The sequence below is a fragment of the Alteromonas sp. 5E99-2 genome (genome assembly GCF_017368475.1).
Classification (GTDB): Bacteria; Pseudomonadota; Gammaproteobacteria; order Enterobacterales; family Alteromonadaceae; genus Alteromonas_F.
The window spans coordinates 146,504-162,078 of the sequence record NZ_JAFNJE010000006.1 but is presented as its reverse complement, the minus strand read 5'-3'; the positions used below and the strand labels follow the sequence as shown (position 1 = coordinate 162,078).

The 15,575-nt window shown below is 42.2% G+C and carries 17 protein-coding genes; 8 read left to right on the top strand and 9 right to left on the bottom strand.

The annotated features are described in order from the left end of the window. Positions 1 to 122: 122 nt before the first annotated feature. From J3L16_RS08495 to J3L16_RS08485, 3 genes are all read right to left on the bottom strand, one after another. Positions 123 to 605 (bottom strand): T6SS immunity protein Tdi1 domain-containing protein, encoded by a 483-nt coding sequence (locus tag J3L16_RS08495; protein ID WP_207612540.1) that lies wholly within the window; start codon positions 603 to 605, stop codon positions 123 to 125. A gap of 205 nt (positions 606 to 810) precedes the next feature. Next, the gene (locus tag J3L16_RS08490; RefSeq protein ID WP_207612539.1) at positions 811 to 1,296 is read right to left on the bottom strand and encodes a hypothetical protein; all 486 of its coding nucleotides are present in this window, start codon (positions 1,294 to 1,296) and stop codon (positions 811 to 813) included. Between the two features lie 75 nt (positions 1,297 to 1,371). Beyond that, positions 1,372 to 1,929, bottom strand: a complete 558-nt coding sequence (locus J3L16_RS08485; protein WP_207612538.1) for a hypothetical protein — start codon at positions 1,927 to 1,929, stop codon at positions 1,372 to 1,374. 234 nt (positions 1,930 to 2,163) lie between these two features. Here J3L16_RS08485 and J3L16_RS08480 point away from each other — a divergent pair, with 234 nt between their 5' ends. Next, positions 2,164 to 2,667, top strand: coding sequence for a hypothetical protein (locus tag J3L16_RS08480; RefSeq protein WP_207612537.1), 504 nt, complete (start codon positions 2,164 to 2,166; stop codon positions 2,665 to 2,667). Between the two features lie 189 nt (positions 2,668 to 2,856). On the opposite strand, the gene J3L16_RS08475 is transcribed toward J3L16_RS08480, so the two are convergent. From J3L16_RS08475 to J3L16_RS08450, 6 genes are all read right to left on the bottom strand, one after another. Further along, complete coding sequence (locus J3L16_RS08475) at positions 2,857 to 3,516, bottom strand: carbonic anhydrase (RefSeq protein ID WP_207612536.1); 660 nt, start codon at positions 3,514 to 3,516, stop codon at positions 2,857 to 2,859. A gap of 224 nt (positions 3,517 to 3,740) precedes the next feature. After that, positions 3,741 to 4,262, bottom strand: coding sequence for a hypothetical protein (locus tag J3L16_RS08470; protein WP_207612535.1), 522 nt, complete (start codon positions 4,260 to 4,262; stop codon positions 3,741 to 3,743). Between the two features lie 200 nt (positions 4,263 to 4,462). Beyond that, positions 4,463 to 4,831: an alpha/beta hydrolase gene (locus tag J3L16_RS08465; RefSeq protein WP_207612534.1), complete on the bottom strand. Its 369-nt coding sequence runs from the start codon at positions 4,829 to 4,831 to the stop codon at positions 4,463 to 4,465. Positions 4,832 to 4,854: 23 nt separating this feature from the next. Then, a complete protein-coding gene (locus tag J3L16_RS08460) occupies positions 4,855 to 5,547 on the bottom strand; it encodes a hypothetical protein (RefSeq protein WP_207612533.1) in 693 nt (230 codons plus the stop codon). Between the two features lie 375 nt (positions 5,548 to 5,922). Then, positions 5,923 to 6,528 carry a 5'-deoxynucleotidase gene (gene yfbR, locus J3L16_RS08455; protein ID WP_207612532.1) on the bottom strand — a complete coding sequence of 202 codons (606 nt, stop codon included), beginning with the start codon at positions 6,526 to 6,528 and terminating at the stop codon, positions 5,923 to 5,925. Continuing rightward, positions 6,528 to 7,748 carry a pyridoxal phosphate-dependent aminotransferase gene (locus J3L16_RS08450; RefSeq protein WP_207612531.1) on the bottom strand — a complete coding sequence of 407 codons (1,221 nt, stop codon included), beginning with the start codon at positions 7,746 to 7,748 and terminating at the stop codon, positions 6,528 to 6,530. The genes yfbR and J3L16_RS08450 overlap by 1 nt, the downstream gene beginning before the upstream one ends. A gap of 123 nt (positions 7,749 to 7,871) precedes the next feature. On the opposite strand from J3L16_RS08450, the gene J3L16_RS08445 reads away from it, so the two are divergent. The 7 genes from J3L16_RS08445 to J3L16_RS08415 all read left to right on the top strand — a co-directional run bounded on the left by J3L16_RS08445 (position 7,872) and on the right by J3L16_RS08415 (position 15,573). Further along, positions 7,872 to 8,393, top strand: coding sequence for a hypothetical protein (locus tag J3L16_RS08445; protein WP_207612530.1), 522 nt, complete (start codon positions 7,872 to 7,874; stop codon positions 8,391 to 8,393). A gap of 115 nt (positions 8,394 to 8,508) precedes the next feature. Continuing rightward, positions 8,509 to 9,339 (top strand): MurR/RpiR family transcriptional regulator, encoded by an 831-nt coding sequence (locus J3L16_RS08440; RefSeq protein WP_207612529.1) that lies wholly within the window; start codon positions 8,509 to 8,511, stop codon positions 9,337 to 9,339. Positions 9,340 to 9,450: 111 nt separating this feature from the next. Beyond that, on the top strand, positions 9,451 to 10,659 hold the full coding sequence (locus J3L16_RS08435) for an amidase (protein ID WP_207612528.1): 1,209 nt from the start codon (positions 9,451 to 9,453) through the stop codon (positions 10,657 to 10,659). A gap of 6 nt (positions 10,660 to 10,665) precedes the next feature. Continuing rightward, positions 10,666 to 12,273, top strand: coding sequence for a gamma-glutamyltransferase (locus tag J3L16_RS08430; protein WP_207612527.1), 1,608 nt, complete (start codon positions 10,666 to 10,668; stop codon positions 12,271 to 12,273). A gap of 8 nt (positions 12,274 to 12,281) precedes the next feature. Then, positions 12,282 to 13,100, top strand: coding sequence for a sulfite exporter TauE/SafE family protein (locus tag J3L16_RS08425; protein ID WP_207612586.1), 819 nt, complete (start codon positions 12,282 to 12,284; stop codon positions 13,098 to 13,100). A gap of 9 nt (positions 13,101 to 13,109) precedes the next feature. Continuing rightward, positions 13,110 to 14,333 carry an alanine--glyoxylate aminotransferase family protein gene (locus J3L16_RS08420; RefSeq protein WP_207612526.1) on the top strand — a complete coding sequence of 408 codons (1,224 nt, stop codon included), beginning with the start codon at positions 13,110 to 13,112 and terminating at the stop codon, positions 14,331 to 14,333. Next, positions 14,326 to 15,573: an allantoate amidohydrolase gene (locus J3L16_RS08415; protein WP_207612525.1), complete on the top strand. Its 1,248-nt coding sequence runs from the start codon at positions 14,326 to 14,328 to the stop codon at positions 15,571 to 15,573. The genes J3L16_RS08420 and J3L16_RS08415 overlap by 8 nt, the downstream gene beginning before the upstream one ends. Positions 15,574 to 15,575: the final 2 nt, after the last annotated feature.

Sequence of the window (15,575 nt, the reverse complement as noted above, 5' to 3'; positions counted from 1 at the left end):
GAATCAAGAGAAATTGAGTCTCCGTATAGCACTGTAAGCTAATAACTCTAATTAACCAATGCAATTGCACCTCAGGGTGCCTGCGAACGACTTAACGCGGTTGTTATATGTCTTTATTCTTGCTACGAGCATACATCATAGAATTGACCAACTATTTCTAACATAACCCAAACGTTACCTTTGCTATACGAATCTATTGATTCGTCGCCCCCCAAAAATGGGTAGGGGTGAGGTATGTATATTTCTTCCTCCTTGAGTGGCCCCAAGTGTTTACCAATTTGTTCAACATGGTCAAGATTCAAAACAAAAGTCTGAAACGATTCTTCTTGCAAAATCTGTTTCTCAAACTGTGCAGTGTTTTCAAATACACCGTATGATTTTGCACCCTTTTTAAATGGGTGAAGAACAGCATATGCATTATCACTGGGAGATTTCATAAATATATGGCCGAGACTAGAATAACCAATTATTTCAGTATAATTAGGGAAGGAACTTGCCCAACAAGAAATTGTCTCTTTAGTGTCAATAGGCTTAAAAATTTCATAAGCATTTGCAGAGTTTGATATGCTAACCATACAAATTAAAGTGATAAGTAGTTTTTTCATATCAGTTTATCCTCATAACGAATGATATGGATTCACCGCCGAAATTGGCATTGTTGTGCCATAGTGAAAGTGCGAATTTTCAAAAATAGTGGAGAGCCCATATGTCTTTAATTAAAGTCGTTGGCATTGATTTAGCCAAATTAGTTTTTAGTATTCATGGTGTAGATGAGCATGGCAATATAAAATTCCCACCATAATGCACTTGTTAGGTGCCATCGTATGTGCTTGAAATTTCATTTGCTATCCTAGCTGTTGATAAATAAAAAGCGTAAATAGAATCTATTTGCCCGTTCGAGATTTGCTCATGTACTTTGTTCATTGGAAAACATAAATGACTATCACTAACCAATACGGCATATTGGTCGCCAAATTTAACCCATTTGCCGCCAAGCTCCTCGATTATGACTTCCCCTAAGAATGCACCCCATATCTCAGGTAGAACTCGTTTCGCATTATCAGATAAATGAAGGCGCTCATCTGTGATTACCTCACTAAGAAATTTCACTGACGCTTCATTATAATCAAAGTGAGATATTCCCTGTTCATGCATCTGGCTTACTGTATGCTTTGCTCCTTCTTTTATTTTAGACAGGATGCTTTTTGGGACTTCCTCATGGCTGAGAAAGCGTTCTTCTGCTTTTAAATGATAACTTGTCAAAAAAAGTAAAATGATTAGAAATGCTACTTTCAATTTATACATCCTTTTAGTTGATGGCGCCTAACGCCCACAGCAGATTTTTACTGAGTTGGTAATATACTAAATAGCTTATTTTACAGCGACTAACCATTGTTTTAGTTCGGCTTCGGTTTTGTCACACTCAACGAGTTGCAAGGCTCGCTTAACCCAAGGTCCGGCTTCTACCGTTTTTGAGTCTACGACTACACAATAGTCTTGGTCGCTATCAAGTCGAATAGTTTTATCTGTTGTGCTGTAAATAAATTTTTGGTGGGGATGGTCGCTGCAACTTAGCAATGCAAACTCCGATTTTCCAATTGCGGTGAGAACTTGCATGCATTGACCTTCAAAAGCATAAGAGCGGATTTGCTTTGTTTCCGCGTTGTATTCAAAACGAACGTCGTGGCCAGAGTCATTTCTGGGCGTTCCTTTGGCTGTTTTGGGCTTACATGAGTGCGTTTGCATTAATTCTGATTGGCCAGGGCCATAAGTATCTAGGCAAAAGCCGTATCCATTAGGCTCATCTATATTCTCACTAAGCGCTATATACGGTGGCTCTGTGGGTACTTTCGGGTTTGCGGCTGACGCAAAGCCAGCAAAAAGTACTAATACAGATAACAAAGTAATTTTAAATGTAGAGTAGGGCATGTATGTTCCTTTAAAGTGAAATACTTTGCTAACTTTCAAAGCGTTATGGTACAAAATTTAAGTAAGTTTAGTATAAAGTAACTTATTCATAGTGAAAGCCCTCGTTTGCTGCGCAGTCACAGATATATAAATACCATAATTCATCCGTATATCTGATCTACATCAACTTTATACGTTTTTTATACGTTTATAATTCGGATAACAAAAAATCTAGATATTGAATTATTTCTACTTATGTTAGTAACTGTTATTAATAACCTATACCGAATTCGATCGTTAACAACGCTTTCACCTGAAGACTACAGTGATAAATCTGCTGGGCCTTACTACAGCAGTATTGGCGGGCATGTACGCCATATTTTAGATATTTTTAATTGTCTAATAAATGGCTTAAACAATGAAAAAATAGATTTAACAGCTCGTGTTAGAGGAAAAGAAACGGAAAATGACCCCTTAGAAGCTCAACTTTATTTAGACAAAACTATCGAAGGGCTTTCTGAGTTAAAGCAACACTCAATATCTCAAATACTCACGTTAATCGACGATTTGGGAGACGGTAAAGTGTCAACGCCAGCAACATTGGGAAATGTTATTTTCCAAGCTCATAGTCATGCTATTCACCACTTTGCGATTATTGGTTATATTTTACATATTCGTAAACTCACCTTACCCGATACTGCTTTTGGTTATAACCCAACAACACCAATCAATTTAGTTAAAGAGCCTAAAGCTAGTTAGCGTATGAAAATAGGTTAACTACAAAGCACGTAGGTGCCTTTTGTAGTTGGTTTGAGTGTGGTTCTATTTAGGCTGAAATTGCAGCAACTTCCTTAAGTTATCAGGAGGTTACTCGAAACTAGTGCCAGCTAGAGAGCCACATATGTGTTATGCGGCTTTTGGTTGCTGCGGCAGGGCCGCAGACAATATTCAGCTAAATGTGCCCATTGGCCCAGGATAACTAACTTCGTCAAGCTTTCCCGTATCAACGTCGTAGATGAATCCTCTTACTGTCACGGCATCGGAGCCTTCTGTTGGTATCCATGGGTGATTTTCAATTCTTGAAATCGAACGTCTGACGTCCCAAGAAAGGCGCTCATCCTGTTTCTCACTCCTTGGTGCATCAAGCGCCTCGATAGGCCCTCTGAATGCATGAAACTGTTCAGGTGTTCCAGAGCTGCAATTACAACTAGTGAAATTCCGTCCAGTTGCTTTTTGTAGCAACGCCTCTGCTTCAGGATCACCTTCTAAACCCGCTTTAAGTAATTCATCAGTAAAGGCCAACATACCACAGCGAGTGTGGTGAATTAGTATGATTTCATCCGTATTGAGCAGGTGATGAGAAATAATCAGGCAACGTAACGCGTCGTCAGTTACAACACCTCCTGCATTACGGATAATATGAGCGTCACCAGTCTGTAAGCCAAGTAGGTCCTCTATATTCATTCGCGCATCCATGCAAGCTACAACGGCCACGTTTTTGTCAGGATTAATCGGCTGTTCACCAGGGTACGATGGTGTATGAACGGCTTCGCCATTCGCATATCGTTTGTTGTTTTCTAGATATTTATCAGTATGGTTATTAGCCATGTTATTACCTCATAACTTCTTTATAACGGGCAGTAATCTTTATAGTGTAATGGGAACGAAGTGACATCGCCCACGTATTTTGTCACAGCGAGCTTGTAACCGAGTTTATGCATTATATGGATAATAACCTGTTATGCATGAAGGACAAAATATTCTTCAAAATCAAACATAAATACCACACTGTTGCGTAATGGTGGTGGGGAGTCCAATTATCTTGAAGTAGCTCATTTCCCAGAATCAATTTCATCCGAAATTTCTTGGATAATGGGCTTAATTGTGGCTCTGGCATGCCTTAAATAGACAGCTCTAGTAAGCTCTGGGTCATATATCATTCCGCTTTTTATTTGAGCTCGAAAATTCAGCCAAGATTCCTCGTTAATAAGTCCCTGTTGATACTGAAAATAAACGTTGTCATAACCTAAAATAGAGAGTTGAAGTTCTACAATCCGGTGATACAAAGTGGTAACGCTATATTTTCCTTGGTCTAGCTGTTTCGCAATTTCCCACTCTTCATTCCAGTATTCTGGTCTCTCTCCAGTAGACCACCAATCTTCTACTTCTTGATAAAATACGGGACTCAAAAGGAGGGTCCTTCTGTCTTCTTTGGCTGATTCGGTGCGATTAAAATATTGTTCCGCAGTGGCTATCTTGCGATCTAACATTAATTGCATCCCAACAAAAACTAACGACGCGGTTACTGTGAGTACGCCTATCAATTCAACAAGAGCTTTATTGCCTATTTTCATATTACAATTCCAATAGTGAATTGAATTAAGCTATTAGCCATCAGAACATAACGAGACCGTAGAATTTATCCAAAAGCCTAAATCAGTAAAAAATGAAGTTCCTATATCGCACTGTAAGCCAATAACTCAACTTAACCAATGTATTTGTTGCTCAATATTCAAACCGTAAAATTGATTAACTTCAACTCGCCCAAGGGAGTTTAACGGTGTTTATTTAAAAACTTGAGAACCGAATGATTAAATAATTCAGGTTGTTCCCACTGAACAGCGTGGCCAGCTTCTGGGATCACAAGTGTATTGCTGTGAGGTATTTCTCGAGCGGCTGCTCGCATCATTGAAGGCGGTTGATATAAATCAGCTCCTCCTGCGATAAAAAAGATTGGAATATTAGCATCTCTAATTTTTTCCCATGTAATATTGCTTTTCGCTTTTTGACCATGCCGAATCTCATCACCTCTAGACTTTTGCTCCATTTTAATCCATTCCTTTACCCCTTTCGGGTGTGCCCAACGATAGGAGGGGCCAAGCTCTTTAAACTCAGGCGGTAAATCATAAGGACGATAGCGCACGACTTGAAACGTTTGTATGGCACTTACACATATCTTACTCTCGAAGTGACGTGGCTGTAGTATGGTTCTATACCAATGGTTTCATGTATTAAATCCGCGTGATTGCGCGCAGTCTTAAGTGCCCAGTTTGCGCAACCAAACCCAATCCAGCCATCACTTCTAATAGCGTTGTTGAAGTTTTTGCGATCTGGGAAAAGCCCTCTGACAAATCTTGCTAGGTCACTTGAACCAAAACTGCCTGGGCGAACCATTCCTTCAGTCCCAATATCCAAAAATGACGCTTTGTAGTGCATTAGTTGATTTCTGATGTCTATCAGAGTCTTTGTGTGTTGATATGGGGGGCCACCTTTAGTCAGTTTGTCATGACCGCAAAGCTCAAGTAGTAAATTTAGTTTATCAAGAACTTTAACCTGTTCGAATTTTTTAGAGTTAGCTCTATCTGAAATCTTATCAATGATTGCAGTTTCCAAAGAGTTGAAACAGCCTCCGTTACTTTTACTAGCTTCTGCAAACATTTCATTTGCTAGAGCTTCCAAAAAAGCCACAGAGCTAAAAAGCGCACCAGTAACATATGAATGTAAAATGTCTACCGCTTCGCCCGTGTTAGAAGTTAAACTACATTCAATTTCCTTGGCTCTTTCAACAAAATATATAGATGTTTTAAGGTGTTTAATTGAATAAAAAGTTTGTAAACCGAAACCCAAACCTGAAATCATAATTAGTGCCTAATGCCTCATTCAGAAGCTTGAAATTGTTGGTTAAATCAATGGGCTCAGCGAAATAGGCGACAGTCTCAAGTCTACTACAATGCCTTGTCAGAAATATTATTTAACGCTTTTTGGTTATAAAATAAATAGCTCCGACTAACGCCTCAACACCTAAGCTTGTATTTAATATCTGTTAACTACTTTGCCTTGGGCTGGTTTACAGATACTCTTGGTCAGAGTTATGCCACTGACTAGCAGTAATTATTTAGCTTCTCAATATATTGTCTTCTATCAAATCTGACAAGGGGTTTAGTGCTTGTCAGATTTGTAAAGTGGTGTGAGCTTGGGAAGGGTCTTAATGACAAAAGTTAAGCCTGTATAGGCTTATTCGTGATGATCGTCTTGGGTTATTTCATCTAAGCTGAGTGAGAAACTCGGTACATAGCGAGTTAAGAAGTAGTCGACTTCGGGTGAATGGTAGTCTTTTAAAATGCGATCTAGGCGTTTTTTCGCTAGTTTAAATTCTTGGTTACCTGCGTTAAGTTCTTCTAGGGTTTTTAAATAAGCACACAATATATCGGCGGCTTTAACGATAAAAGCTTCGTCTTCTGAGTGATGTTGACCGTCGATTAACTTGGCATAGTCTTCACGAAATACCTCGGGAGCCATTTCAATAAGCTGATGCTCCGCCATTTTTTCTATTTTTTTATATTCTTCCTTAATTGCAGGGTTGGAATATTTAATAGGGGTAGGAAGGTCACCGGTAATAACTTCTGAAACATCGTGAAATAGGGCTAATGTGGCAATTCTGTCAGCATTTAAATTACCGTCGAAAAAACGGTTTTTTATTAGCGCTAATGCGTGAGCAACCATGCCCACTTGCAAGCTGTGCTCTTGTACATTTTCGGTGCGAACATTGTGCATTAGCGGCCAGCGTTGAATTAATTTCATTCTGGCTAGGTGAGCAAAAAAGTGACTATTTTCTGACATTAAAGAACCTGATGATAACCATTAAAGAAGTGCTCTATTTTGTCCAATGCAGGTTTTAATACATCGGTATGTGGAAGGAATACCAACCTGAAATAGCAACCATCGGTTAGGTTAAATGCACTGCCATGTACCAATAAGATTTTCTCTTTGTTGAGTAAATCGAAAATCATCTTTTGGTCGTCGTGAATGTTGAATTTCTTCTCGTCTACACGGGCAAAGCAGTACATAGCGCCTTTGGGCTTAACACAGCTGATACCGTCGATTTGATTTAAACGGTCGGCAGCTAAATCGCGCTGCACTTTCAATCTGCCATCACCCACAATGAGGTCGTTAATGCTTTGGTATCCACCTAAGGCAGTTTGTATTGCACTTTGACAAGGCACATTGGCACACATACGCATGGAAGACAGTATGTTTAGCCCATCAATATAGCCTTTCGCAATGCGTTTATTACCACTGACTAGCATCCAGCCCGCACGAAACCCAGCAACGCGATAGTTTTTGGAGAGTCCGCCTAAGGTCACAATGAAAATATCGTCAGCTAAAGACGCAATGCAAGTATGCTGGTGTTCGTCGTAGAGTATTTTGTCGTAAATTTCGTCTGAAAAAATAACCAGCTTGTGCTCTCTCGCCACTTCAATAACCTCTTTTAATAGCTCAGGGCTATACACTGCGCCGGTTGGGTTATTGGGGTTTATCAGCACAATGGCTTTTGTGTTTGAGGTAATTTTACTTTTTATGTCCGCAATATCAGGGAACCAACCCGCTTGTTCATCGCAGCGGTAATGCACAGGCGTACCTGAAGATAAGCTTACTGCGGCCGTCCAAAGTGGGTAATCTGGGCTTGGAATAAGCACTTCGTCACCGTGATTTAGCAATGCTTGCATTGCCATCATAATCATTTCACTAACGCCATTACCTATAAAAACATCATTGATATCAATGCCTTTAAGGTTCTTTTGTTGGTAATACTGCATAACGGCAACTCTGGCTGCATAAATGCCTGTGGAATCTGAATAGCCTTGAGACGTAGGCAAGTTATGAATGACGTCTTTTAGAATATCGTCTGGGGCGTCAAAACCAAAAGGAGCCGGGTTACCAATATTAAGTTTTAGAATACGATGACCTTCTTCTTCCATTTGGCGGGCTCGCGCCGCTATGGGCCCGCGAATGTCATAACATACATTGTCTAACTTATTTGATTTATCAACAGCTCTCATGGTTAAAAAATTCTTATTTTACGGGGCTGTCAGAGTATCGCATATCGCATTTTCTTACAATTTAAGGTTTGCGAAATTAGCCAGTTAATTTAACACTTGGTGTATTCACACAGGAGAATTGTTTTGGCATTACCTCTTATTGTTTTAGGTGCTGGTATTGCAGCGGCGTACGCAAGTAATCAAATATCGAAACACAATGACAGAAAAAATGGCATTGTGGGCGCGTTTCCCGGTGAAAGTAAATTCACTGTAGAGCCTCAAACCGGCGGCATTGTGTGCTGCGATGTCTATGAAATGTTTGAGCATTCTGGCATCTGGGTAGACGGCAACGTAATTGAACTGCAAGGCACTGGGTTAATTCGAGGGATTTCCCCCTCAAGGTTTACTCATGACCGAAGCGGCAATACGATTTATGTAGCCTGTGATTGCAATAACACGCCTCTTACCGATAACACACTAATGCAACGCGCTGTGTCTAAACTGTATGAATATCGCGATTATCATGTGGTAAAAAATAACTGCAATCGCTTTGTTGCTGAATGTTTGTCTGGTACTGACCAAGGTATTACTACCTTCACCGAGCTGAATCATTTTTTAAGCGACCATTTTGGTCAGCCTATTTATTGGCTTCCTGCGGCAGTGTAAAGTTAAAAGCGGCAGTGTAAAGTAAAATAAGCGTCTTACTTGTGAAGTTTAGGTTATTCACGGTAGGCTTTAGCCCATAACTTGAATTAGCTGATAATAACGAGACACTTTTATTTTGGGTAAACACAGCGAAGATACTAGCGTAAATTTTTCTGAAAAGATTAAGAATAATTATAGCCAGCTTGCACCTTCTGCAAGGCAGGTTGCTGATTATATGCAGCAAAATCCCCTTGCTGCTGTGACCTTGTCGGTGAAACAAATCGCAGAAAAAGTGGGAACGTCTAAAGCTTCGGTAAGTCGATTCTTCCAGCAATTGGGGTTTAACTCTCATCAAGATGTAAAAGCGTTTGTGTTAAAACAACGAGAGCAGGGCGTGCCTATTGCTAATCCGTCAAGTTTGGCGGCAACCCTTGAACAAGAGTTAGAAAACGTAAGCACTACCTTAGCCGCTATTAACACCCAAGATATTGCTGATATTGCTCAGCGCATAATTAATGCGAAAAAGGTGTTTGTGATTGGCGCTAGAACCTCGTATCCGCTGGCGTTAAGTTTACGCCAACAGCTAACTCAGATCAGAAACGACGTGGAACTCTTGCCAAAATCAGGGCAAACCTTAGCTGAAGACCTCATCGATATCGGTTCAAATGACTACGTGATTGTTTTTGGTCTTCGCCGTCGCCCTAAAATTTTTGAAAAACTCATCAACGCGTTACCCAATAAAAACACCTTATTGATTACCGAGCCCGGTGGACAAATTTATCGACAACACGTGCAAGACGTTATTGTATGTCAGCTGGGCCAAGCGCAAGCGTTCGACAGCTACGCGGCGCCTATGGCGGTTGTATCCTTGTTGTGTAATCAAGCTTATCAGCTTAGCGGTGATACAGGTTCAGCGAGAAGCCAGCAAATCTCAACCTTATATAAAGAACTCGACGAGCTAAGTTAAGTTTTGAATTTATTAAATTGTTTCATTTGTTTCACTTGACAAAATAGTGAAACAAATGTTTCATGTTGTCTGTGGTTCTCCTTTTACTCTTCTTTTGTTTGTTGGATTGTTATGTCAGATATTCATTCGTCTAGTGGCGTAAGCCCATTTATGCCCGTTGATGGTATTCACGGGGCTGAGAGTGTTCGCGAAAGCGCAGGAACATTGTCGCCTTTGCGTTTGGCGGTAAAAGACTTATTTCATATTGCTGGAATACCTACCAGTGCGGGAAACCCCGAGTGGTTAGCAAGCCACGACATACCTAATCAAACCAATGAGGCCGTGGAACGCTTGCTAAAAGCGGGCGCTAAATTTGTAGGTAAGACCATTACCGACGAACTTGCATATAGCTTAAATGGCCAAAATAAACATTATGGAACACCCACAAACCCAGTTACGCCACAGCGGCTTCCGGGCGGTTCGTCCAGTGGTTCTGCTGTTGCAGTGTCGTCGCACCTTGCTGATATTGGTTTAGGCACAGATACGGGTGGCTCTATACGAGTGCCTGCCAGCTATAATAACTTGTTTGGTTTGCGCCCAACCCATGGGCGAATTAGCACTGATGACATGGTTGGACTAGCGCCTTCGTTTGACACTGTGGGATGGCTAACTCGCTCCATTGAAGAAATGGAGCAAGCCGCTAATGTGTTGTTTAGTGATGATACAGAAGAAAGTACAGAAAAAAGTGCAGAAGAAAGCGCAGATATGCGTTTGTGCTCTTGTACTGATATCGTGAAATTGGCGTCACACCAGCAGCACATTGTTGCTTGGAACAATGCCCACAATGTCGCGCTAAATGATGATTTGTTGCCTTTGTTACCCGAATTGTCTAACGCGTTTCGTATACTGCAAGGCGCAGAAATATGGCAACAACACGGCGAGTGGATTGAAAACCACAAGCCTGATTTTGCCGACGATATCAATAGCCGATTTAATGCCTGTAAAGCCCTGACTTTGCCAGAAATTGATGGTGCGAAAAAAATACAAAATGCCCTTGTTAGCGTAGTAAACTCTGTGTTTCAGGAGTTTGATTGTCTTGTAGTACCGACTACGCCAGGGATTGCCCCTTTACTGACTTCGTCTTCAGCGGAGTTGGCTGAGTATAGAACGAACTTACTGACGCTAACGTCTATTGCAGGTCTTGCCGGACTACCTCAGTTGCACCTTCCATTGTTTGAGGAAGACGGTGCGCCTTGTGGTTTATCGCTTATTGGTCCAAAGCATTCTGATCTGCAATTAATACGTTTCGCGAAAGTACTGTGTGAACAAAGAGCGGAATAAAGAACTATGAACAATGATCAAGTCGCATTTACGGCTCCGCATTTTGCTGCGTCCCAAGCCGGATTACATATTTTAGAAGAAGGCGGAACGGCCATAGAAGCTATGGTTGCAGCCGCTGCGTCAATCGCTGTTGAATACCCTCACATGAATGGGTTAGGCGGAGACGGTTTTTGGTTAATTAGCGAACCGGGTAAAACCCCTGTGGCTATTGATGCGAGTGGCTGCGCGGCACAGGGTGCCAACGCCGGTTTTTATCAAGGTATGCAAGGGATCCCCAGTCGTGGGCCTAAAGCCGCCTTAACTATGGCTGGCGCTGTGGCAGGCTGGGAAAAAGCATTAACCTTAAGTCGTCAATGGCAAGACCCTATAGCGTTATCAAAGTTACTTGATACAGCCATTAATCAGGCAGAATGGGGCATAGAAGTTACTCAAAGCTTATCTGATGCAAGTTTTAAAACCTTTGATGAAATGGCCAGTGGCGAAGGTTTTGAGCAGTTTTTGATAAAAGAAAAAGCGTTAAAAAAAGGTAAGGTGATTAAATTACCGAAGCTTGCCAAAACACTGAAAACCCTAGCGGAAAATGGGTTAAACGATTTTTATCACGGCGAAATTGCAAAAATGCTAGCCAATGATTTGGCAGAAGCGGGCTCGCCCATTCGCTTACAGGATTTTGAATCCTACAAGGCTGAATTCGTTGAGCCGTTAAATGTTGAAATAAGCAAAGGCACACTTTACAACTTGCCCGCACCCACCCAAGGCATAGCCTCTTTAATTATATTGGCCTTATACGACCGTGTTGTACATAAAGCGAAATCTGATGCAGACAATGTACACTTGCTGGTGGAATGTACGAAAAAAGCCTTTATTTTACGTAACCAATACGTTACCGATCCGTCTCGTTTAAGCAAAAACTTGAATGAACTTCTAGAAGACAGCTATTTAGATACGCTGGCATCTGAGATATCCGTGGAAAAAGCGGCGCCTTGGCCTCATAAAGCCGCACATGGCGACACCGTTTGGATGGCGGCATGTGATAGCAAAGGAAGAATGGTCAGCTATATTCAAAGCTTGTACTGGGAATTTGGAAGTGGGGTGGTTAGCCCATCTACCGGAATAGTGTGGAATAATCGCGGTACTTCGTTTTCTCTCGACCCTAATCACCCTCAGTATTTAGTTCCAGGATTAACCCCGTTTCATACTCTTAACCCAGCGTTTGCCGAGCTAAACGATGGGCGTCGCATTGCGTATGGCACTATGGGCGGTGAAGGCCAGCCACAAACACAAGCGGCAATTTTTGCCCGTCATGTATACCACCAACAACCTTTAGAGGAATCAATTCGTTTAGGGCGGTGGTTGTTAGGCAGAACATGGGGTGATGAATCCAACAACTTGAAGTTAGAAAGAGATTTAGCTGATTACGTAGGGGATGAGCTAGGGGCATTGGGCCATGATATTGCGGTAATCGACGCTAAAAATGAATTAATGGGCCATGCAGGCGCAATCATTCAAACAAATAACGAAGATCTTGAGGCTGAATCTGACCCTCGTAGCGATGGGAAAGGGTTAGTCTCTTCACTTATAACTAACACCTTAACAACACAGGATATTAATTAATGTCGGTCATTGACACCATTATCGATAATTTACCCGTACTCGTTGCGCTGATCACAACAGGTATTTTTGCTGGTTTACTTGCCGGTTTGCTTGGCGTTGGCGGGGGCATTGTTATTGTTCCTGTTTTATTCTTTTTATTTCAAGCTTTTGGCGTATCACCTGAATCAGCAATGTTAGTGGCTACAGCCACTTCATTGGCCACTATTATTCCAACGTCTATTAGCTCTATTCGCGCACACAATGCAAAAGGCAATGTGGACTTTGTTTTGTTGAAGCGTTGGGGCGTTTTCATCTTAATAGGCGTGCTACTGGGAAGTTGGTTGGTTACTCGAGTGAATGGTTCGTGGTTAACATTATTGTTTGGTGTGATTGCCATATTGTCATCCTTGAATATGCTAATTGGCAGCAAAAAAGCTCTGTTCAACGACTTACCGAATACTGCAGGCCAAGCGGGCATGGCAACCAGTGTTGGTTTGTTTAGTTCACTGGTCGGTATTGGTGGAGGCACATTAACCGTACCTATGTTGACGTTTTGTAACTACCCAGCTCATAGAGCTGTGGGCACGGCTGCAGGTGTAGGTTTACTTATTTCACTACCCGCAGCAATCACCATGCTTGTTGTAGGACAAACTCCCGCCGATGCGCCAATGGGCACCTTTGGTTTGGTTAACTTAATCGGCTTTGTTTGTATCGTACCGTTAACCGTTATGTTTGCGCCTATTGGGGCCAAATTAGCGTCACTATTAGATGCGCAAAAGCTGAAAAAAATATTTGCCGTTGTGCTGATGATCACTGGTCTTCGCATGCTTGCTCAACTTTTTCTGTAAGGACATTTTATGACAACGTTTTCTCGTTTAGCGCCACCACCTCGCTTGTTAATGGGGCCAGGCCCAATAAACTGTTATCCCAGAGTGTTAAGTGCCATGTCTACTCAGTTAGTTGGCCAATATGACCCAGTAATGACGGGATACATGAATGAAGTGATGGCTTTGTACCGTTCAGTTTTTCGTACTGAAAATGAACAAACATTATTGGTTGATGGTACATCAAGAGCAGGTATTGAAGCGGTTTTAGTGTCTGCTATTGAGCCGGGCGATAAAGTGCTTATTCCTATTTTTGGACGTTTTGGCCACTTGTTGGCGGAAATCGCAACCCGTTGTGATGCAGAAGTGCATACCTTTGAAGTGGAATGGGGACAAGTTGTCCAAGCTCAGCAAATTGAAGATGCCATTAAGCGTGTGCAGCCTAAGTTACTTGCCATTGTTCAGGGAGATACCTCTACTACTATGCTTCAGCCTTTGGCTGATATAGGTGAAATATGCGAGCGCCACGATGTGCTGTTTTATTGTGATGCTACCGCGTCAATAGGCGGTAACCCTTTTGAAACCGACTTGTGGAAACTCGACGCTGTGTCTGTTGGGTTACAGAAGTGTTTGGGAGGCCCTTCAGGAAGCGCGCCAGTCACCTTAAGTGAAAAATACGTCAATACGGTGAATAAACGAAGACATGTAGAGGCGGGTATTCGCAACGACGATCATCAAGATGGTGTCGCGTCTCGCATTCGTTCTAATTATTTCGATTTACCTATGATTATGGATTATTGGGGAAGTGAAAGGCTAAATCACCACACTGAAGCCGCATCTATGCTGTATTGTGCACGTGAATGTGCGATTAATTTGCTGGAAGAAGGTGTTGATCAAACCATTGCTCGCCATAAACAGGCCGGAGATGCCATGCTTGCAGGTATTCAAGGCTTGAACTTGCAGCCCTTTGGCGACTTATCGAACAAGATGAATAATGTTGTCGGGGTATACATTCCTGATGCCGTAGACGGTGAAGCGATTCGCCATGACATGTTACACAAGTTCAATATAGAAATAGGCACCAGTTTTGGACCGCTTCACGGAAAAATATGGCGCATTGGTACTATGGGCTACAACGCAAGACCCGATGCAGTGTTTCACACCTTACAATCGTTAGAAACTGTACTTCGAAGGGCGGGGCATAGCTTACCTACGGGCGAAGGAATAGACGCAGCAATGGCGGTTTATAGTGACTGATTTTGTACAGGCCGCAAGTCAGGTGATGACATGGTGTAATGAGTTAGGGGCGGTGAGCCAAGCTGATTATGTTGACCGACGTTATTTAACCGAACAACACCGACAGGCTAACGACTTAGTTGCGCACTGGATGCAGCAAGCGGGATGCAAAACATGGGAAGATGGCGCAGCCAATTTGTGGGGCCGATACGAAAGTGATAATGAAAATGCCCAGCGATTTATTTTGGGTAGCCATTTAGATACAGTGCCAAATGGCGGAAAATACGACGGTATGTTAGGGGTTTTAGCACCTATAGCCGTAGTGAATTACTTACATAGTCACAATATTCGTCTTCCATTTCACATCGATATCGTTGGTTTTGGCGATGAAGAAGGAACGCGATTTGGTTCAACTCTGCTGGGTAGCCGAGCCTTAACTGGGCAATGGCAAAAAGAGTGGGCCGATTTAGCAGACAGTGAAGGCATTACGTTAAGTCAGGCCATGTCCAACTTTGGTTTGTCCTTTGCCAATATTGGCAATAGCAAAATTACTAACCCTTCAGGACTGCTCGGCTATTTGGAAATCCATATTGAACAAGGGCCGGTGCTGGAAGATAAAAACCTGCCCGTGGGCATAGTGACGGCTATTAATGGTGCAAGGCGATTTTGGTTTGATATCGAAGGGTTTGCTGGTCATGCGGGTACTGTGCCTATGGGGTTGCGTCAAGATGCTCTGGCCGCCAGTGCTGAAATGATTTTAGCGGTAGAAAGCATCGCCGCAGAATTTGGTGTTGTTGCCACTGTTGGCGCGATAGAAAATAGGCCTAATGGGGTCAACGTGATTTCCGGTAAAACTCGGTTTTCTTTAGATATTCGAAGTGAAGATGACCGTTTACGGGACCGCGCTTTCGACGCTATTTTAGCGAAACTTGAATCAATTGCAGAACACAGAAACACAGGCTTAACTTACACTCAAACCCATAGTGCAAATGCAGTGAGCTGTGCACCTGAGCTACAGGCAATGTTAACTCAAGCGATAAACAATGCCGACTTTACGCCTTATTCGCTTTCATCAGGTGCGGGTCACGACGCTATGGCAATTGCTGACATATGCGATGTGGCTATGATGTTTGTGCGTTGTTACAAAGGCATTAGCCATCATCCTGCAGAATCGATTAAAACCCATGATGTAGAAGCGTCACTGATCGTATTACATCAATTTTTACTTTTACTTTCTGAACAATATTCAACGACAAAATAAAC